The sequence below is a fragment of the Bacillus sp. Marseille-Q1617 genome (assembly GCF_903645295.1).
GTDB lineage: Bacteria > Bacillota > Bacilli > Bacillales > Bacillaceae_B > Rossellomorea.
On record NZ_CAHJXM010000001.1, the window covers coordinates 535,972 to 554,490 of the forward strand.

Annotated in this window: 22 protein-coding genes; 16 read left to right on the plus strand and 6 right to left on the minus strand. The window is 42.1% G+C overall.

Going from position 1 to position 18,519, the window contains the following annotated elements:
• Positions 1-189: 189 nt before the first annotated feature.
• A complete protein-coding gene (locus tag HWX64_RS02665; RefSeq protein ID WP_175987032.1) occupies positions 190-1,005 on the plus strand; it encodes a YfkD famly protein in 816 nt (271 codons plus the stop codon).
• A gap of 186 nt (positions 1,006-1,191) precedes the next feature.
• Complete coding sequence (locus HWX64_RS02670; protein WP_175987034.1) at positions 1,192-1,371, plus strand: hypothetical protein; 180 nt, start codon at positions 1,192-1,194, stop codon at positions 1,369-1,371.
• A 111-nt stretch (positions 1,372-1,482) separates the two neighbouring features.
• Here HWX64_RS02670 and yfkAB read toward each other — a convergent pair whose 3' ends face one another.
• Entirely contained in the window at positions 1,483-2,610 is a 1,128-nt protein-coding gene (yfkAB, locus tag HWX64_RS02675; RefSeq protein WP_175987035.1) for a radical SAM/CxCxxxxC motif protein YfkAB, read from the minus strand.
• A 114-nt stretch (positions 2,611-2,724) separates the two neighbouring features.
• Between yfkAB and HWX64_RS02680 the strand changes: the two genes are divergently transcribed.
• Positions 2,725-2,907 carry an SE1561 family protein gene (locus HWX64_RS02680; RefSeq protein ID WP_032085683.1) on the plus strand — a complete coding sequence of 61 codons (183 nt, stop codon included), beginning with the start codon at positions 2,725-2,727 and terminating at the stop codon, positions 2,905-2,907.
• Positions 2,908-3,120: 213 nt separating this feature from the next.
• Positions 3,121-4,491 carry a hypothetical protein gene (locus tag HWX64_RS02685; RefSeq protein WP_175987037.1) on the plus strand — a complete coding sequence of 457 codons (1,371 nt, stop codon included), beginning with the start codon at positions 3,121-3,123 and terminating at the stop codon, positions 4,489-4,491.
• A 41-nt stretch (positions 4,492-4,532) separates the two neighbouring features.
• Here HWX64_RS02685 and HWX64_RS02690 read toward each other — a convergent pair whose 3' ends face one another.
• Positions 4,533-4,931, minus strand: a complete 399-nt coding sequence (locus tag HWX64_RS02690; protein WP_175987039.1) for a UPF0715 family protein — start codon at positions 4,929-4,931, stop codon at positions 4,533-4,535.
• A 255-nt stretch (positions 4,932-5,186) separates the two neighbouring features.
• On the opposite strand from HWX64_RS02690, the gene HWX64_RS02695 reads away from it, so the two are divergent.
• From HWX64_RS02695 to pdaA, 6 genes are all read left to right on the plus strand, one after another.
• Positions 5,187-5,636, plus strand: coding sequence for a GNAT family N-acetyltransferase (locus tag HWX64_RS02695; RefSeq protein WP_175987041.1), 450 nt, complete (start codon positions 5,187-5,189; stop codon positions 5,634-5,636).
• Between the two features lie 98 nt (positions 5,637-5,734).
• Entirely contained in the window at positions 5,735-7,288 is a 1,554-nt protein-coding gene (locus HWX64_RS02700) for a fumarate hydratase (protein WP_175989601.1), read from the plus strand.
• Positions 7,289-7,450: 162 nt separating this feature from the next.
• Positions 7,451-7,888 (plus strand): NUDIX hydrolase, encoded by a 438-nt coding sequence (locus tag HWX64_RS02705; protein ID WP_175987043.1) that lies wholly within the window; start codon positions 7,451-7,453, stop codon positions 7,886-7,888.
• Positions 7,889-7,931: 43 nt separating this feature from the next.
• Positions 7,932-8,114, plus strand: a complete 183-nt coding sequence (locus tag HWX64_RS02710; RefSeq protein WP_175987044.1) for a hypothetical protein — start codon at positions 7,932-7,934, stop codon at positions 8,112-8,114.
• 147 nt (positions 8,115-8,261) lie between these two features.
• A complete protein-coding gene (locus HWX64_RS02715; protein WP_175987046.1) occupies positions 8,262-8,822 on the plus strand; it encodes a DUF4825 domain-containing protein in 561 nt (186 codons plus the stop codon).
• Positions 8,823-9,097: 275 nt separating this feature from the next.
• Positions 9,098-9,871: a delta-lactam-biosynthetic de-N-acetylase gene (gene pdaA, locus HWX64_RS02720; protein WP_175987048.1), complete on the plus strand. Its 774-nt coding sequence runs from the start codon at positions 9,098-9,100 to the stop codon at positions 9,869-9,871.
• A 70-nt stretch (positions 9,872-9,941) separates the two neighbouring features.
• Here pdaA and HWX64_RS02725 read toward each other — a convergent pair whose 3' ends face one another.
• A complete protein-coding gene (locus HWX64_RS02725) occupies positions 9,942-10,391 on the minus strand; it encodes a DUF4362 domain-containing protein (RefSeq protein ID WP_254871020.1) in 450 nt (149 codons plus the stop codon).
• Between the two features lie 116 nt (positions 10,392-10,507).
• Here HWX64_RS02725 and HWX64_RS02730 point away from each other — a divergent pair, with 116 nt between their 5' ends.
• The gene (locus HWX64_RS02730; RefSeq protein ID WP_175987050.1) at positions 10,508-11,377 is read left to right on the plus strand and encodes a DNA-3-methyladenine glycosylase; all 870 of its coding nucleotides are present in this window, start codon (positions 10,508-10,510) and stop codon (positions 11,375-11,377) included.
• Between the two features lie 15 nt (positions 11,378-11,392).
• Positions 11,393-12,799 (plus strand): 23S rRNA (uracil(1939)-C(5))-methyltransferase RlmD, encoded by a 1,407-nt coding sequence (gene rlmD / locus HWX64_RS02735; protein WP_175987052.1) that lies wholly within the window; start codon positions 11,393-11,395, stop codon positions 12,797-12,799.
• Here the strand turns inward: rlmD and HWX64_RS02740 are convergent.
• Positions 12,796-13,884, minus strand: a complete 1,089-nt coding sequence (locus HWX64_RS02740) for a recombinase family protein (protein WP_175987053.1) — start codon at positions 13,882-13,884, stop codon at positions 12,796-12,798. The genes rlmD and HWX64_RS02740 overlap by 4 nt on opposite strands.
• A 69-nt stretch (positions 13,885-13,953) precedes the next feature.
• Between HWX64_RS02740 and istA the strand changes: the two genes are divergently transcribed.
• Both istA and istB read left to right on the plus strand, forming a co-directional pair.
• Complete coding sequence (gene istA, locus HWX64_RS02745) at positions 13,954-15,498, plus strand: IS21 family transposase (protein ID WP_175989603.1); 1,545 nt, start codon at positions 13,954-13,956, stop codon at positions 15,496-15,498.
• Positions 15,498-16,262: an IS21-like element IS643 family helper ATPase IstB gene (istB, locus tag HWX64_RS02750; RefSeq protein ID WP_175989604.1), complete on the plus strand. Its 765-nt coding sequence runs from the start codon at positions 15,498-15,500 to the stop codon at positions 16,260-16,262. The genes istA and istB overlap by 1 nt, the downstream gene beginning before the upstream one ends.
• Here istB and HWX64_RS02755 read toward each other — a convergent pair.
• Positions 16,175-16,774: a recombinase family protein gene (locus HWX64_RS02755; RefSeq protein ID WP_175987055.1), complete on the minus strand. Its 600-nt coding sequence runs from the start codon at positions 16,772-16,774 to the stop codon at positions 16,175-16,177. The two genes, istB and HWX64_RS02755, sit on opposite strands and share 88 nt — an antisense overlap.
• Positions 16,771-16,935: a hypothetical protein gene (locus HWX64_RS02760; protein WP_175987056.1), complete on the minus strand. Its 165-nt coding sequence runs from the start codon at positions 16,933-16,935 to the stop codon at positions 16,771-16,773. Before HWX64_RS02760 ends, HWX64_RS02755 begins: the two co-directional genes overlap by 4 nt.
• Before the next feature lie 547 nt (positions 16,936-17,482).
• Between HWX64_RS02760 and HWX64_RS22045 the strand changes: the two genes are divergently transcribed.
• Together HWX64_RS22045 and HWX64_RS02765 are read left to right on the plus strand one after the other, a co-directional pair.
• Positions 17,483-17,608, plus strand: coding sequence for a hypothetical protein (locus tag HWX64_RS22045; protein ID WP_303049453.1), 126 nt, complete (start codon positions 17,483-17,485; stop codon positions 17,606-17,608).
• Between the two features lie 99 nt (positions 17,609-17,707).
• Entirely contained in the window at positions 17,708-18,448 is a 741-nt protein-coding gene (locus HWX64_RS02765) for an HNH endonuclease (protein ID WP_175987058.1), read from the plus strand.
• Positions 18,449-18,519 lie beyond the last annotated feature (71 nt).

Consider the following 18,519-nt stretch of genomic DNA (forward strand, 5'->3'; position numbering starts at 1 on the left):
ACTTATGAAAAACTGTCAGCATTCTAAGATGTCTGACAACCCTCCAGGTGACTTCATTATAAAATATTTATCGAATTTTGTAAATATTCTTTCAGTTATTAGATTTTATTTTTTTCATGGATAAGCTCCTGCAACTATGAAAAAACTAAGGGCAAACCCTTAAGTTAAAGTTGAAAGGAGTCTATTTAAATGAAATTAATGCGTACTGTTCTCATGTTCATTCTCGCATTTTTTGTCGCCGCTTCCGGCACACATGCTGAAAAGAGTCCCGCTCCGAAAAAAGAAGCGGATTCTGCAAAAGTCACGATTCCCAATTCCGTCCTGAACATTGCGAAGGAAAACACATACCCGAATTCCACGCAGGATCAGCCTTATCTGCAGCCTAGCGAATTCACACAGGAGCTCTTGGATACCGCCAATGTAAGAATCGAAAACCCGAACTTGATCCGCATTCTGAATGAATCTTCGATAAATAAGGCGCCGACCATCGGATTGCGCGCGACCATCTATTTAGGGGAATGGCCGTTGAATTACGCTTCGACCGAGACATCCCCCAACTGGGAATACCAGAAGATCAACACGAATTATTATGATAACCGCGGTGGAAAAGGCAATTACCAAATCCACTATGTACAAGAAGCACAGAAGGTAGTCAAAGGCGGCCTGACGGCGAAAGTCCCTCATGCTGACGATGTCGAAAAAATGATGATGATCAAAGCGATGGACAACTCACAGCTTCCGCTCGCGTTCCAGACGATCGTCGGGGCAGGCACGAAGAAGAACCAGGTTTATAATATTTCGCCAAAACGCCTGGGTTATCTCTACGCCTACGCACCTGCCATCAATGAAAAAGGGAAAGTGACCTACGGGGAAGTATATCTGCAAATGAAAGGGACCAAGCGTTCAATTGTCGTCAAAAATGTGACGTCCCAAGGAGTAGGAGCATGGATCCCAATCCAGGATCACGTGCACTTTGGATTCATGGCAAGTGAAGTACCGAGATAATCGAATGAATGAGGCCCGTCTTCTAGCGAATCAAGCGTTCAGAGGCCGGGTCTTTATTAAATGTTTTGGAAAATGTTTAGAATGTGTCGAATGGTGGAATATAAATATCTCCAACAATACCTTTAAATTTTTTTAGGCATATGTTATAATATTCAGAATACTCTAAATAAAAGGAGGGATACTTTCATGGAATATTTATTAGTATTTGGAGCTGTACTTGTGTTGGCGACAGCGATGAGACTCTGGTTCGGATCGAGGCGCGCGAAGTATTATGCAGAACGAATCAAGCGCTATGGACTAGGTGAACAGCCATTTGAGAAAGCGGCCCGTGAAACGGCACCGATCAACAACAAAACACCTAAATAAAAACACTTCGGATCTCCTGTTCCGGGGTGTTTTTTTTGTTTGATCGGGGGCATGAAGAACTCCTATTTAAAAAAAGGACCCAGCTTCAAGTGGAAGCTGGGCATTTTATGGTTAACGTTCGATCAGAGCTTTTCGCTTAGAAAAATCGACATCCTTATAATACATGGATTTCACCAATACATTCGGTCCCAGACAGCGGGCTGCCGGACAGTGGCAGTTCAACTCCTTTGCAAGCTCCTGATCCTGCCATTTATCGAAGATGTCAGGAAGGGCATCATTCATGATATTGCCAAGCGGCGGTGTGTCACCAAAGTCAGTTACGATGACATCGCCTGTGAAGATATTGACGTTCAAGCGGGATCGGCCGTCAGGGTCATTGCGCACACTTACATTTTTGGCAGCGTACAGCTTCTTCAGCAATTCACGGTCTTCTTCTGATGAACTGCATGGGTAGAACGGCAGTGTACCGAATAGCATCCACACATCTTCATCACGGAACTGGAGGATGTTTTTAATGGCCTCGCGGGTTTCATCGAGTGATAGAGTCTCAAGGCTTGAAGCGAAGTCTGAAGGGTACATCGGATGAATTTCGTGACGTCCGCACTTCATTTCATCGACAACCTGGCGGTGGATTTTTTCAAGATAAGGAAGCGTATTTTTGTTCAGCATCGTCTCGGCCGATACAAGGACACCGGCTTCAGAAAGCGCGCGGCTGTTTTCGATCATCCGGTCAAACAGCTTCTGACGCTGCTCGCGGGTAGGCTTTCTCTCCATATTGGCAAATCCGACATCAATGAACTCATCCGTGGTGCCCCAGTTATGGGAAATGTGTAACACATCCAGATACGGGGCAATCAATAAGTAACGGTCAAGGTCGAGCGTCAGGTTCGAGTTGATCTGTGTATGTACGCCTCTGGAATGTGCGTATTTAAGAAGGGGGAGCACAACATGTTCCACTGATTTTTTTGAAAGCATCGGCTCGCCTCCGGTAATACTAAGAGAACGGAGCGTCGTGATTTCATCAAGGCGCTGAAAGACGGTATCCATCGGCAGGATCTCAGGATCCTTCGGCGTCAGAGTGTAGCCGACTGCACAGTGCTCACACCGCATATTGCAGAGTGTGGTCGTCGTAAATTCAATGTTGGAAAGCGTGATGCCGCCATGCTCCTCAACATCCAGGTAAGCCTCCCAAGGGTCATGGTCAATCGACATTTTCTTGAAGAGAGTGGTTGGTTTCATATAGTAAAAACTCCTTTACAATAAGTCACTAACTCATTATTGAAAACTGTGCCCCCCCTTGTCAATCCGAAAGTTATTGGTTACCATAATAAAGGTATGAAAGGAGAGATTCTCTTGGGCAAAGCCGTAAACGATAAAAACTCACAGGTTGATTACCTGAAACAGCGTTTGAACCTGTTTGTCGATGTGTTAGATTCAATCGACCCCGAGCAGGCTGATGTAGAAGATATCGATCGTTTGATTTCCATGATCGATGATATAGAGACGAAATGCGAACAGTTTAAGAAGAGTGAATGAGAGTCCTGGTGATGGGGCTCTTTTTTTATTATAGTTCTTATTTACCTATATTGCCTCTTTGGATAAAAGGGGTTCTTTTGTATTAAAAAGGAAAACAACTTAGAGTTTATCGGTGATTTTTGTCTCATTTATACTGGAAACAGTGGAAATTTTTTTCAATTTATTTATAATGACTAATTGTGATTAATTTACCAAAATAGGAGGAAAATTACATTGAAGAAAATGTTATTCGGAAGTCTATTGTTAGGAGGCCTATTGCTGGCTGGAAATAGTGCTTCTGCCAACGAACCAGAATTTACTGTTAAACAAACTGATTCATCTTTAAATGTACATATTCATGAAAAGGCTGATTACTACAAAGTATATAACAAGGGGGAATTAATTTATGAGGGTACTTCCCCGGATTGGAAAGATTCAATACAAGAGGACTTTAATAAATACAAAGTAGGAATCTATGAAAATAACAAACTTGAAAAAGTAGTAAATGTAAAAGTGGATAACCAAAAAGCTGACCAGACAAAATCAACTAAGTCGATCATGTATAACCAGCAAAATAGTTTGAAAGAAGATGTCATGTCCAAAAAAGTAAGCGGTAATACACTTGAAAATATCGCCACTTCTGAGGAAGTGAAATTAAAATGGGCGTCACTTCCAGACGATGACGGATTGTACGAGATTTATAAAGATGGGAAAAAGATAGGTCAAACCAAAAATTTGACTTTCACAGACCGGAATGTAAAACCAGGTGAAAGATATTCATACAAAGTCATTAGCGAAACCGAAGTAGATCAGGAACAAAAAAACCTGATCAATGAGCAAATTGGTCAAGAGAAGCTGAAAGAATTCAACCCCCGGCAACTAAGAGAAATGTATGCTGTAAAAGGATCTCTTACAAATATTGTTAAGACTCCTGAAAATACCGAATCCTATTTAGTGGAAAAAGAAGCCTTAATTAAAACGCCAGAAAGTGAATCGGGAAATAACTTGTTAAAAGCAGCATCCTTCCCTGGCACCTCAGATTGGAGAAATTACATTTTCAGATATACGACTTTTATACCGCAAGACTCAGTAGAAGACCCTAAGCCTTTTAACGGAACTTATCTGAAGGGTGACGGCAGAGGGTATAATTACTTCTCTAATTCTTATCGAACAAGAGTTGATGTTAATGCATACCTTACGTGGAATGACTTTTTCTATAACAAAGATGTTGGTGAGTCCCATCGCTGCAGTGATTCAGCTTGTACCGACATTATTGAAAGTGACACAGCTTCTGAATCAGGAATAGAAGTACTCGAGGATTACTCATCAAGCAGTAAAATGCAATGGAGAGTAAAGCATGATGTGGGTATTCCATTTGGTGCAGAATATCCAAATATTACTTACTATTATGATGCGACCCTTACCTCTTCTCCTTCTTTAAGTATTAATGGATCACACGATAAAGCTCCGAGCCATGAGTTCTATATGGCTGTATATGCAAGTGATGTAATGGTGCCATTAGAGAAATACATGGTAGATAGCGAATGGGATTTCATTATGTTAGCACCGGGTATGCCGCAAGAATATTTTAATATTTCCATGTAACACAGACGAAGGGATCCATTTAAAGAAATGGATCCCTTTGGTTATGTAGCTTTTAATCTTTTTAATTTTACTAAGGAATTAATCATCCAGTATATGAAAGCAGTTGCAAAAATGGAAAAGAATATGTCAGGATTTTCGAAAAAGGGCTGATAATCATTGAAAAAATGATAAATTAAATAATGGAAAATAAATGAAAAAGTCAACAGGATGAATAGTCCGGGAATGGAAAAACTTTTAGCAGACCACTTTTCGATAAGTATTTGAATTGGAGTTGCAATGATCAAATAAATCAAAAAAAATAAAGCAGTGTAGGCTATAAATACAAGTATTGTAGAAATTGAAAATTCTTTCATGATTTCCCTTACTCCGTATTCTGAAATAAGGTAAATACAACTGATGACAGAGGAAGATAGTAATGCTGCCAGTATTCTTTGTTTCAAAATCCTTACCTCCCAGTCTAGATGAAATATTTTAGGACGGCCTTATTCTATCTTAGGTGGAAATTACAGTCAATATTTCTTTTTCCATATTATACAAACTGAATCTTTTGTAATAGGAAGCAATATACATAGGGGTATTTGGCTTTATTTCCCGGAAAATGATGAACCCTGTCAAAATCCCCCTGACTTCCGGAAGGGATTTTATCCCCTGAGTCAAATATATAACAGTGGTTCACATATAAAGGAGAGATACATATGCAAATCCAGGCGATACATAAAGAGCAGTGCCCCGCAGCGAAGGAAGTGATCCTGGCGGGTTTCCTTGAGCGATTCGGTTTCATCGACCACACCCTGAACCCCGATATCCAGGACATCTGGAGTGAATACATGCAGGGGGATGATTTATTATTTTATGTGGGGATGGACGGGGATAGAATGGTTTGTACCGGGGCGATCCGGAGGGAATCCGAAGATACGTTTCAGGTCGTGAGGATGTCTGTGTTGAAGCCTTACCGGAAGCACGGACTCGGCCGGCGGATGCTTTCCCATTTGGAAAATAAGGCACATACCCTGGGCGCACGGAAGCTGATCCTTGAAACGAATAAACAGTGGGCGGATGCCATTCAATTTTATAAAAAGAACGGGTACTCGGAGACTCATGAGGATGAAGTGTCCTGTTATTTCCAAAAGGAATTTCCTTTGTGAAATCCCTTTCAATCCGATTCTTATAGGAGTATAATGATTGGTGAAAAATCATGAATCGTTTGTACAATTCAAGTGGTAAAGGGGAATGGGGAAGAATGATGAATAAAGAGACATTGCAGCAAAGTATGTATGACTTGATCGTGGAAACGTCCACGAACCTGCCGAAGGATGTGCGCCGTGCGATCCGTTCTGCGAAAGAGCGAGAGAATGCGGGGACGCGAGCGGCGATGAGCCTTGATACGATTTCGAATAACGTAAAGATGGCGGATGACAATGTATCTCCGATTTGTCAGGATACAGGTCTTCCTACATTTAAAATAAAGACTCCGGTCGGTGTGAATCAGCTGGAAATCAAAGATGCGATTTATGCGGCGATGGTACAGGCGACGAAAGACGGTAAGCTGCGTCCAAACTCAGTTGATTCATTGACCGGCGCGAACTCAGGTGACAATCTCGGTCTTGGTACGCCTGTCGTCAAGTTCGAGCAATGGGAAAAGGATTATGTGGATGCGCGTCTGATTTTGAAAGGCGGCGGCTGTGAAAATAAAAACATCCAGTACAGTCTTCCTTGTGAACTTGAAGGGCTGGGCCGTGCAGGGCGCGACCTTGACGGAATCCGCAAGTGTGTGATGCATTCCGTGTACCAGGCACAGGGTCAGGGATGCAGCGCCGGCTTCATCGGAGTCGGTATCGGCGGAGATCGTTCTTCAGGATATGATCTGGCGAAGGAACAGCTTTTCCGTTCAGTCGATGATGTGAATCCTAATGAAGATCTTCGCAAGTTAGAAGAATATGTGATGGATAACGCGAACGAACTTGGCATCGGGACAATGGGCTTCGGCGGGGAAACGACGCTTCTTGGCTGTAAGGTCGGCGTGATGAACCGCATCCCTGCAAGCTTCTTCGTTTCGGTTGCGTATAACTGCTGGGCATTCAGACGCCTTGGTGTAAAGCTTGATTCCGACGGTGGAATCGCTGAATGGTTCTATCAGGAAGGCGACAAGATTGATTTGACTCAAGGGTCCGAGGCACAACTGGAGACGGCAGCTGCTGATTCTGGAGAAACGCCGAATGTAGTGACGCTTCAAGCGCCGATCACAGAAGAGCAAATCCGCGAACTGAAGGTGGGAGACGTTGTGCAGATCAACGGCCGGATGTATACGGGACGCGACGCAATCCACAAACATTTGAGTGACAATGATGCGCCGGTTGATCTTGACGGGCAGATTATTTACCACTGCGGACCGGTCATGCTGAAGGACGACGAAGGCAACTGGCACGTGAAAGCGGCTGGACCGACGACGTCGATTCGTGAAGAGCCTTATCAAGGAGACATTATGAAGCGTTTCGGTATCCGCGCGGTCATCGGTAAAGGCGGAATGGGTCCTAAGACGCTTGCTGCCTTGAGGGAGCACGGCGGTGTTTACTTGAACGCGATCGGCGGAGCGGCGCAGTATTATGCTGACTGCATCAAAGGTGTGGACGGAGTAGACCTGATGCAATTTGGTATTCCTGAAGCTATGTGGCACTTGAATGTTGAAGGGTTCACTGCGGTCGTGACGATGGATTCTCATGGCAATTCCCTTCATGAAGAAGTGGATAAGTCATCATTGGAGAAGTTGGCGCAGTTTAAGGAGCCGGTTTTTAAATAAGAGAATAGAGGATGTCAGCGGAAGTAAGAGCTGGCTTTTAGGAAATGTCCCGTGATTTTTCACGGGGCATTTTTATGTAAATTTTCGGACCATTACTTTTGGGTGCATGGTAAAATAAGGGTATTATAATTTTTTAAAAACATATAGGATGGAGAATGTCGGATGAGTTCAAATCAAAGTACGCAACAAGCATCTACACCGCCAAAGCATATCGTCTCTGCTGCCACGATTGTCATTAATAATCAGGGGGAGATGCTTCTGATCAAAGGACCGAGAATGGGCTGGGAAATGCCCGGTGGCCAAGTGGAAGAAGGTGAATCGCTGAAAGAGGCGGCAATCAGGGAAACAATCGAGGAATCCGGGATCGAAGTCGAAATCACTAAGTTCTGCGGTATTTTTCAAAACGTGGAACAATCAATCTGTAACACGTTGTTTTTGGCCAAGCCGGTTGGCGGTACGCCGACCACTTCTGATGAGAGCCTTGAGGTTGGATTTTTTCCTATTGAGCAGGCGCTGGAAATGGTGACGTTCCCGAATTTCAGGGAGAGGATCAGATATTGTCTGGACGAAGAGACTCATCCGTTTTATGTAGAGTTTTAAGGATCGCCGGATTGTCATAGGATATGAAAAGGAGGCGATGGCTATGTGGTGGTTCTGGGTCATGATTGCAGGGATTTTGATTTTTGCCTATTTCATCGATGTACGCAGGAAGAAAAGGAATAACGATGATCACCTGCCTGGGATCAATCCAGGTGCGAAGCCGGGGGAGGATCAGAATTATTCGGTGGGGAGTCATAGGGATTCCGGCGGGAGTACAGGACAGTGAATAGTTGTCAGTTAGTTAGGTGAATTTTTTAAAACGCAGCAGGTTTGGTTTTCGCTGCGTTTTTTGTATGAATTAAAGTCGGTCATTACCTAAGAACTTTCCAATAATCGCCATGTTTAGTATACTACAAGCAAATGGAGGGATCGTATGAAACGGATAACATTTATCCTCATGATGGCGGCTGCGGCTGCATTGATTCTGGCTGGTTGCAGCGAACCTGCCAATAAGGTGAAGATTAAGACGATCGACGGTGTAAATATTGAAAAATTACAGGAAAAGACAGGTACATACGTCGGGGACAATAGTAGCGTATACAGCATCGTTCAGCAGCTTGCCGGCGGTGAAACCGTGAAAGGGCTCGATTTGTCCGGTGAAAGGATTAAGGTCACATACGGAATAAAAGAGGGTTCCGAGATTTCTGAGGAACAATTGAACGAATATTGGTTTAATGGGCAGAATGTAGATAAAAAGAACTTTTATTATAATGCCATTTACCTGACGCTTCTGGTGCCGAATGCAAAAGGGTTTGAGTTCAGCATTGATGAAACCACCGTGGCTGTCACGAGACAGCAGGTAGAAAAGGAGCTGAAAGAGGAATTCAAGAACTATCCCGATGTAAATGATGAGGAAGCGGTCAGGAAGTTCATTGAGAGTAATAAGTCTAAATTAAAGGAACTCGCAAGCGAGGAGTATCAGGCTTTTCAGTAGAAGCTGGGTGGAATTTGGAGAGATGATTTGATTTGTTCAGGGCAAGGGTTCGGGGTTCGTAAGCTGAGAAAAATCGACAAATCGAGCAAAAAATCCTGAATTCGAGCAAATATGTTGGATTTCGAGCAAATATTCGGAGTGCCCGAGCAAAAATTCCAGATTTCGCGCATAAAAGCTGCCGTGAACCTGATCGCACACAATTTGGATACTTTTAGTAAGCATGAAACCATCAACTTCTCAAAAACTAAAGAAAAAGAATGAGAAGGAAGGTTAATATGGCCAAGTTACTGAAAATCCTATTGATTGCATCCCTATTCGTATTGATCATGCCGGCTAATGCAAAAGCCGTTTCGAATAATCCGATTGGCTGGGGCTTTAAGAAGAGCCGCGACGAAGTGCCGGCGGAAGCAGGATCTGCCCATGACGCACTGCTTGAAAAGTACGGGGCTTTCTATAAAGGGTCCCCTGGTAAAAAAGACATTTACCTCACTTTTGATAACGGCTACGAAAATGGATTCACGGAAAAGGTGCTTGATGTACTGAAAAAAGAAAAAGTCCCGGCAACGTTCTTCGTCACAGGGCATTATCTGCTCAGCGCTGAAGACCTTGTGAAACGAATGGTGAAAGAAGGGCATATCGTCGGGAATCACTCCTGGCACCATCCTGATTTTACCGCTACCACCGACCAGCGGGTGCGGGAAGAGCTGGAAAAAGTCAAAGTAAAAACCGCTGAACTGACAGGTCAGAAAGAAATGAAGTATCTCCGTCCGCCTAGAGGCGTATTCAGTGAGCGTACCCTTCAAATTGCCCAGCAGGAAGGCTACCGCCACGTCTTCTGGTCACTTGCATTCGTCGACTGGAAAACAAACGAACAGCGCGGATGGCAATACTCCTACGACAACATCATGGCGCAGATCCATCCGGGTGCCATCATCCTGCTGCATACGGTCTCCAAAGACAATGCAGATGCTCTGGAAAAATCAATTCAAGATCTTAAGAAACGCGGGTACACATTCAAAAGCTTGGATGAACATCCGGCAATGAAATAAGAGGGACGGGCCTTTAGTTCGCTAAAGGCCCGTCCCTCGGCGCGTTAATGGGTTAAAGTTATTCGTTTTATCAGTTGTACCAAAGCACAATTTCTTCAGAATTTTTCTTTCCGCATTCTGTCAGTTTGTACACGTTGTCTGCCATATCGTTTGTTGTGGAGTATTCGATATTCGTACAGGTCATGATGATCAACTCTCCTTCTCCAAACTTATCACGTCGGGAATCCGTTATGGATTTAAAAAACATTCCGTCGTAACTTAGATCCTGCAGAATCGGATCGCCTTCCTCTGTATAGTAAACGATGCGTATATTGTCTTCCATTCCGCTTTGCGCATTTTCATAAAATTCATCAAAGCGCTCAAGATTCTCAACATTCCCATGTGTATTCACGATATCCGTTTCCTTTGGTTCATAGTCCTCGACCGGTTTCCCCACTTCCATCTCAACCTGATCCCCCGGCTCGTCACAACCTCCAGCCAGCAATACAAGCAGCATCCCGGCTGCCATCCACTTTTTCAAACCCACCAGCCCCTTTTACCGTATTCTACCACACTAGACGTACCGTAACGTTGAAGGGTTACACCCGGCATATGCTATAATACACATACGAGTTTTGACGCGGAGGGATGAGGACGATGGTAACGAGGAATGTTAGGATTGAAGGACCTTATAATTTCGACCGGGTGCTGGACAGGCTCTCGCTCGATCCGTTGAATGCAGTGGACAAGGATGACCGCAGCGTGAAGGTTCCATATTATCTCCCGCATGGCGAAGGAGAGGTCATCAAAGTACAGGCAATCGGCACGACGGACGACCCAGAGTTCACTATTACGTTTGAAAACGAGGATAACCTTGAACAGAAGCACAGCCGGATCGCAGAGATTTTTCAGTGGCATATCGGGCTTCACGACGTGCACGAGCACTTCCTGCAAACTGAGCTGAAGCCGATCTTCGAGGAGCATATCGGCACGCCGATCATCCTTGAATTTGATCCGTTTGCCACGATTGTGAAAAGCATCATCCACCAGCAGCTCAACCTGAAATTTGCATTCACGCTGACGCACCGGTTTGTCACCACATATGGCTGGCAAAAGGACGGCGTCTGGTTCTATCCGTCACCTGAAAAAACGGCCGGAATCACCGTGGAAGAACTGAGAGAACTTCAATTCTCACAACGAAAAGCGGAGTATGTAATCGGCCTCGGCCAGAAGGTGGCGAGCGGTGAGTTGAACCTGGACTCACTTGCCCATGAAACGGACGAAACCATTATTAAAGAGCTCACAAAAATCCGCGGCATCGGACCATGGACGGCACAGAGCTACCTGTTATTCGGACTCGGACGCCCGAATCTGTTTCCCACAGCCGATATCGGCATTCAGAACGCCATCAAACTTTTATTCAAAATGGACCGGAAGCCTACCCAGGAAGAGCTTGAACAATTCAGCTCGCCGTGGCATCCTTATTTAAGCTATGCATCCCTGTATTTATGGAGAAGTATCGAATAGAACGGACGTGAATCAATGAAAAAGCAATACACGAAAAAAAGGCAAGGCAACAATAATGAAGTGAAAATAGAGCTGAAACAGCAGTTTCCTCTTACGATAAAAAAAATCGGCATCAACGGGGAAGGCATCGGGTTCTTTAAACGAAAGATCGTCTTCGTACCAGGAGCGCTGCCAGAGGAAGAAGTGGTCGTCGAAGTCACCAAGGTGCACCCGAAATTCACCGAAGCACGCATCAAGAAGATCCGGAAGAAGTCACCGCAGCGCACGAAGGCACCTTGCCTCGTCTACGAAGAATGCGGCGGCTGCCAGCTTCAGCACCTCACCTATGAGGGCCAGCTCGAAGCGAAGCGCGACATCGTCCTGCAATCGCTTGAACGTCATACAAAACTGAACCTTGACGAGCTCGACATCCGTCCGACGATCGGCATGGAAAATCCGTGGCACTACCGGAACAAGAGCCAATTCCAAGTGGAGTCCCATAAAGGGAGAGCCTTCGCCGGCCTCTACAGCATGAACTCAAACAAGCTGATCAACATCGACGAATGCATCGTCCAGCACTCGGCAACCAACAAGGTAACAACCGAAATCAAGCGCATCATCAACGATTTCAACATTCCTGTGTTTGATGACAAAAAGAAGAAGCCGATCCTGAGAACAATCGTGACACGTGTCGGATTCGAAACGGGACAGGTTCAAGTGGTACTTGTTACGACAGAGAAAAAGATTCCACGCAAGGATTTACTGATTTCTGAGATTGAGAAACGCCTTCCTGAAGTCGTTTCGATTGCACAAAACATCAACCCGAAGAAAACAGGCATCATCTTTGGAGATGAAACCCTTCATCTTTCCGGAAAAGAGAGCATCGAAGAACGACTTGATGAGTTCACATATGAACTTTCAGCACGTGCCTTCTTCCAGTTGAACCCGATCCAGACCTCGAAGCTTTATAACGAAGCTAAAAAGGCAGCGGGACTGACCGGAGAAGAAAAGGTTGTCGATGCTTACTGTGGAGTAGGAACAATCGGATTGTGGCTTGCTGACGGAGCTAAGGAAATCCGTGGAATGGATGTTATTAAAGAAGGTATCGACGACGCCAAGAAAAACGCAAAGCGATTTGGAGTCGACCATGCCGAATATTTTGTCGGCAGTGCGGAAGAACTCATGCCGAAGTGGAAAAAGGAAGGCTGGAGACCGGATGTGGTCGTCGTAGATCCCCCGCGTACGGGCTGCGATCAGAAGTTCCTTGATACGATCAAGGAAGTGAAGCCGAAGAAGTTTGTGTATGTGAGCTGTAACCCTTCTACATTGGCGAAGGATATTGAGTATTTGAAGAAGCAGTACACTGTTGAATATTTGCAGCCGGTGGATATGTTTCCGCAGACGGCGCATGTGGAGTGCTGTGTGTCGATGAAATTAATTTAAGAAAAAACAGTGGAAGGCAAGAATCGGTAATGGATTCTTGCATTTCCATCTGCTGTTATTTCAATGCGTTCAATTAGGCGATGAAGAATATTAGGTGTAAGTTCTTTAATGTCCTTGAATTCTTCAAGCCTATTTCTAATTTCTGTAAATGCTAGTGTATCGTCTTTTGTGTTCACAGAAGATAGCAAATGCTGTCTATTTAGCAATAATGCTTCAATTTCTTTATTGGTTACATCTACGTACTCATTGTACTCTTCTTTTGTTGTGTTTCCATCATAATAGTCGTCCAATGCTCGTTTTTTTCTTTTCTTGAATTTTTCAATTTCAGTTTCAATATCTTTGAATTTTTTCTCATCTTTCTGCTTCTGCTTTTTTAACTTTCTTTCCAAATCCCCCATCACTTTGTCATTCCTTAAAGAACCAATTAAGTAATGAATATCTTGTATGATAGCGGATTTTAATTCAACTTCTCTTACAAGGTGATCACTACATTTCGATGAACCAAGTTTCACATAATTACCGCACATGTATCCTTTAGAGTTAGCTCTATAGTGCATTCCACGACCACAATCAGCACAGTAGGCAGTGTTAGTGAATAAATGTTTCTCTTGGTAAGGCCGTTTTTTCCGCTTACTTGCTATCAAAAGTTGCACAGCCTCAAAGTCCTCGTAGGAAATGATAGGTTCGTGTGTTCCTTTTACAATAATGAAGTCTTTAGGCTCTGCATAATTTCGCATTTTACTGGTAACGTCTTGGGTTGTAGAACGGCCTTGCACCAGATCACCAGTGTAGTGAGGATTTTCTAAGATTTTTCTTATTGCAGAACCTTGCCAATTTACACCAGCATTACTTTTACCTGAAATTTGTCCAGGGGTAGGGATGCCCTCTGCTGTTAAGTCTCTTGCAATATGATCAAATCCTTTTCCAGAAATGTAATCTCTGAAAATACGTTTAACTAAGTCTGGTGTGAAGTCGTCTCTGACATAAAGTTTTCCCTTAACTGCTTTATAGCCAAGGGGGGTGTGAACGCTAGAATAAAGTTGACAGTTTTTGCTCGATAAGATTTTACACTTTTGCTCAATCAACCTATTACTTTAGTAAAATAAATAGTGACGTTATTTTACTGGAGGTTAGGATTTTTGGAGGAAAAGTTAGTGTTATATGTAAAGATTCATGAACTACGCAAAAGAAAATTTAAAGTAGCACAAATCGCTAAGGAGCTTAAGATTTCAAGGCCAACTGTCTACAAGTATTTAGAAATGACATTTAATGAGGCAAGAGCATACACTGAACAGCCCTTGGGGAAGAAGAAAAAGTTAGACCACTATAAAGACTGGATACTTGCTTGGCTAGAAGAATATCCTCACCTGAGTAGTGCTCAAATTCATGATTGGCTTTTGGAGAGGTATCCCGACCTTTCGGTTGGGGGAAGTACTGTGAGGACTTATGTTCGAAATATCCGTGAAGTCTATCAGATTGAGAAAAAGGTTATTGTCCGTCAATACGAAGCAGTTCCTGAACAACCAATGGGCAAACAACTTCAGGTAGACTGGGGTGAAACAAAACAGAAGTCGACAGACAACAAAGAAATCAAATTGTACTTTATAGCCTTTGTACTCGCTCATTCTAGACATAAATATATGGAATGGCAGGCACGTCCGTTTACTACAAGAGATGCGATCAGATGTCATGAAAATGCATTCCAATTCTACGGTGGACGTACAAATGAAATTGTCTACGATCAGGACCACTTAATCGCTGTGAGTGAAAACGCAGGTCAGCTACTTTTAACAGAAGAATTTCAAAACTATGTGAATGAGCGTCAATTCAAAGTTCACTTGTGCAGAAGAGCAGATCCGGAATCTAAAGGCATGATTGAAAATGTAGTGAAATACATAAAAGGGAATTTCGCAGACAGTCGAGTTTTTAGAGACATAGAAGATTGGAATGATCGAGCATTACAGTGGCTTCAACGTACAGGGAACCATCAGGTTCACCAGACAACGAAAAAAAGACCAGCAGAAGTGTTTCTCCTCGAAAAGCAACACTTACAGCCAGTCTCTTCGTTACTTTCATATGAAAGTACCAATAAACAAAGTATAACAAGAACTGTAAGCAAGGACAACACGATCCGTTATAAGTCTAACCGTTATTCTGTTCCACTAGGGACTTATCAAACAATGACTGAAAATATAGTATGGATTGAAGTGACAAACAAAGAACAACAGACTCTTGTGGTACGCAAAGAAGCAAGTGGTGAAATCATCACCGAACATATTATTAGTTCAGAAAAAGGAAAACTCATTCAAAACCGTCACCATACTCGCGATCGTTCAAAGGGGATTGAAGAGCTTAAACAACGTCTTATCTCTTACTTTGAAGATCAGACTCAGGCAGCTGTGTATTTTGATGAGATCAGTCAAAGATACCCAAGGTATCGTCGAGACCAATTTGCGATCATATACAAGGTGATTCAACAGTATCCATCATTAATTAATACTGTGTTGGCCAAGTGCACTACAGAAAAACTATACAATGCGAATGACTTTCGGGATATCGCTCATCACCTTGATAGTTTGCGTGATGAACCAGTTAAAGAGGTACAATCCTTTTATGCCAATCTAGCAAAACATCCTCCTATTAAGGCTTCTACCCGTTCTTTAAACGCGTATACTAGCATTTTGGGAGGTCGAGGATGATGAACAAGACGGTGCATGAATTACAAGATCAATTTCGACAGTTACGTTTATCAGAGACGGCGGAGGAGCTACCACAGCTTCTTCGCGAAGCTGAAAAAGCATCCTGGACTTACTTGGAGTTCTTAGAATCTATCACACGATATGAATTAGTAAAACGTGAAGCAAAGAGCCTTGAAAAAAGAATGAAATGGGCACGCTTCCCTTTCGTGAAGTCATTAGATGAGTTTGAACTTAAAGGTCAAAACGTTCTAACAGCCCGCCAGCTTTCTCAACTTAGAGAATTAAGCTGGTTAGAGCAACAGTATAATTTGATTCTCTTAGGTCCCCCTGGGATTGGAAAAACATATATCGCAATTGGGCTGGGACTTGAAGCCGTTTATAAAGGATTCAATGTTTACTTCGCTACAATGGGTGAACTAGTACAACTTTTAAAGACAGAAGAATACCTGAATAAATCTAAAGTTCAACTCAAGCGAATTAGAAATGCCGATCTTGTGATTATCGATGATTTAATGTACATGGCGATGGATCAGAGAGAAGCAAACTTATTTTTTCATTTAATTAATCACTTATATGAACGAAGTTCAATCATCCTTACTTCAAATAAAAGTCCAGATGAATGGGGTAATCTAATTGGAGATCAAGGGATTACGACAGCTATTTTGGATCGTTTACTTCATCGAGTGGAAGTCATACATGGTGGAGAGAATGAGGAGAGCCATCGGATGAAAAACCGAAAGAGCATTTTTTCAGCAGAAGTGTAAAAAGGAAACGAGCAAAAAGTGTAAAATTCAACTTGACGTCTACAGGGGGGAATGGATCCCTTAAACAACCCTTTTTGTGCTACAGCTCTACGATAGCCCTTAACACGGTTACTTGTATTTTGTGCTTCCATTTCATACATTGATGTGTAAATCCCAAACATGTGCCCAGTATTACCATTTTCATAGGTGTTTACGACCCCATCCATTGTAACAATATGGATTCGGTTATTTTGGGCAATCTCTTTGATTTGATAGGCGAGGGAAACACTACGGGCTAGGCGTGAAAATTCTTTTGTTAGTATAACATCGAAATTCTTCGATTTTGCGTCCCTAATTAGTCTTTGTAACTCTTTTCGCTTTGCAGTTGTTCCACTTTGGATGTCTTCGTAGAATTCGTAAACATCCCAACCTTTGCTACTTATATACTGAATAGCTTGTTCTCTTTGATGTTTTAAAGAGGTTTTTTGTTCGTCATGATCTGTTGAAACTCGGATATAAATAGCAACTTTCATGCCACTTCCTCCTCTTTCTTGTTAGAAGAGTCAGTGGAATTCACCTTATTACTATCATAAAATTCCTTGATAAGTGCGTCAATTTTTTCATTCAATATTGATTGGAAAATGTCTTCGAGGGTAAATGGGGATTGGTTGTTGAAGATTCTTTCGATTCTCATTATGTTTCCTCCTGGTGTGGTATTTTTAGATGAGGTATTATGGGGTATCTAAATCATTGAGGCTTGAGGTTTTGCGGAGATATATCATTAATTTTATATGAAAACTCACTTCCTTCCAACGAATCAATTAGTTTATGTATCTATCATAATTAGGATGAATTCGAAAATCAAAATTCTTAGGTTCGAGTGTAAAAAAAGTTTTTCGAAAAAGGGTACAAGGTATACTCCTAATTGAAAAAAGGAGCATTATGAACTATACTAATTGGTAAGTAACCACAGAAAGATGGAAAACCTATGTGTAGTACAATTTCATTTCAAAACAAATTAATAGTGAATAAAGAGTTCGTATCCTAAAAGGGGTACGAGCTCTTTTTTTTACCATTGACTATTGGCAATGGAATAAAAAAGTACAAAAGGGAGAGGTTTTTATGTGGCTTTTGATGATTTCTGGGTTAGCCATTTTAATTGCTATTCTATTGGGTATTACTGCTGCTATGGTTATTTGGAAATCAAAATGACAGTATAACTACTAAAGGAGACTAGAAAAATGACAGAGGAAGAGAATATTAAATTTATGATGGAATTGAGTGATATGATTCACGATAAATACTTTAGAGAATACAAGGAGCAAGTTAGAACTTTAACGAAGAGAGTTGATGAACTGAAGGTCTGATTGTTGACATAATTGAAAATGATGCGAAAACTAGCGAAGACAAAGTAAGACTATTTAGAAATGGCATAAAAGGATATTTTTAATCAGGGGGAAGAGGTATTGGATAGGGGAAAAACATGTAGTATTTGTGGTGAACATATCTCAATAAAGAATTTCGCCAAAAAGGATAAACAAAGATGGCGATCATATTGTAAGAGTTGCAGGATGCTTCGAAATGAAATGTTAAAGGCAAGGCAAATTGAAACCCCAGAACTTGAAAAAGGGACTCAAATTGAGGTAAGGGGGAATATGTCAAACGGTCATAGGTATAGCTCCTTCGTTTCTTATGAAAAGGCAGTTCAAATGGTAGATGAGAAGGTGGCTTATATTGTAAATCCCAAGTTAATCCGTAAATATTTTGATAGGGAAACATTTAGAAAACTTGTATTTAGAAGATACGGGAATTGTTGCATTTACTGTGAAGATGAGGCCACTACAATTGATCATGTGATTCCAAAGAGCCAAGGAGGTATTTCATCTTTCGCAAATTGTGTACCTGCCTGTTCCCAATGTAATGAGGCAAAAGGAAGCATGAATGTAGAAGAATTTTTATATTATTATGATTTGTCAACCACAATTCCAGGTATGTCAAGAGTTGCGACTGTAAGATACGGTTTGATGGAAATAATGGAGAAACTTCATAATATCCATATATACCTTAATATGTGTTTGCAAAAGATTGAGATAGAAGAAATCGTATTTAACGATCTTGTTGAAGTGGAGGAACTGGAGAAAAAAGTGAATGAAGTAAACGAGACTATTAAGATGTATAAGAAATTAAATAAACAAAGTCTAGTATAGTGAGTGATTCCTTTGACTTTGAAACGCTTTGAGAAGATGAAACAATAGCTTTTCCATTATGAGATTATATG

What these genes read in the sequence shown, in the direction of transcription:
- HWX64_RS02695 (WP_175987041.1), top strand. Translation starts at nt 5,187, where the DNA reads ATGCAAATCCAGGCGATACATAAAGAGCAGTGCCCCGCAGCGAAGGAA.
- HWX64_RS02705 (WP_175987043.1), top strand. Translation starts at nt 7,451, where the DNA reads ATGAGTTCAAATCAAAGTACGCAACAAGCATCTACACCGCCAAAGCAT.
- pdaA (WP_175987048.1), top strand. Translation starts at nt 9,098, where the DNA reads ATGGCCAAGTTACTGAAAATCCTATTGATTGCATCCCTATTCGTATTG.
- HWX64_RS02760 (WP_175987056.1), bottom strand. Translation starts at nt 16,935, where the DNA reads ATGAGAATCGAAAGAATCTTCAACAACCAATCCCCATTTACCCTCGAA.
- rlmD (WP_175987052.1), top strand. Translation starts at nt 11,393, where the DNA reads ATGAAAAAGCAATACACGAAAAAAAGGCAAGGCAACAATAATGAAGTG.
- HWX64_RS02755 (WP_175987055.1), bottom strand. Translation starts at nt 16,774, where the DNA reads ATGAAAGTTGCTATTTATATCCGAGTTTCAACAGATCATGACGAACAA.
- HWX64_RS02730 (WP_175987050.1), top strand. Translation starts at nt 10,508, where the DNA reads ATGGTAACGAGGAATGTTAGGATTGAAGGACCTTATAATTTCGACCGG.
- HWX64_RS02665 (WP_175987032.1), top strand. Translation starts at nt 190, where the DNA reads ATGAAATTAATGCGTACTGTTCTCATGTTCATTCTCGCATTTTTTGTC.
- HWX64_RS02670 (WP_175987034.1), top strand. Translation starts at nt 1,192, where the DNA reads ATGGAATATTTATTAGTATTTGGAGCTGTACTTGTGTTGGCGACAGCG.
- HWX64_RS02710 (WP_175987044.1), top strand. Translation starts at nt 7,932, where the DNA reads ATGTGGTGGTTCTGGGTCATGATTGCAGGGATTTTGATTTTTGCCTAT.
- HWX64_RS02700 (WP_175989601.1), top strand. Translation starts at nt 5,735, where the DNA reads ATGAATAAAGAGACATTGCAGCAAAGTATGTATGACTTGATCGTGGAA.
- yfkAB (WP_175987035.1), bottom strand. Translation starts at nt 2,610, where the DNA reads ATGAAACCAACCACTCTCTTCAAGAAAATGTCGATTGACCATGACCCT.
- HWX64_RS22045 (WP_303049453.1), top strand. Translation starts at nt 17,483, where the DNA reads ATGACAGAGGAAGAGAATATTAAATTTATGATGGAATTGAGTGATATG.
- istB (WP_175989604.1), top strand. Translation starts at nt 15,498, where the DNA reads ATGAACAAGACGGTGCATGAATTACAAGATCAATTTCGACAGTTACGT.
- HWX64_RS02715 (WP_175987046.1), top strand. Translation starts at nt 8,262, where the DNA reads ATGAAACGGATAACATTTATCCTCATGATGGCGGCTGCGGCTGCATTG.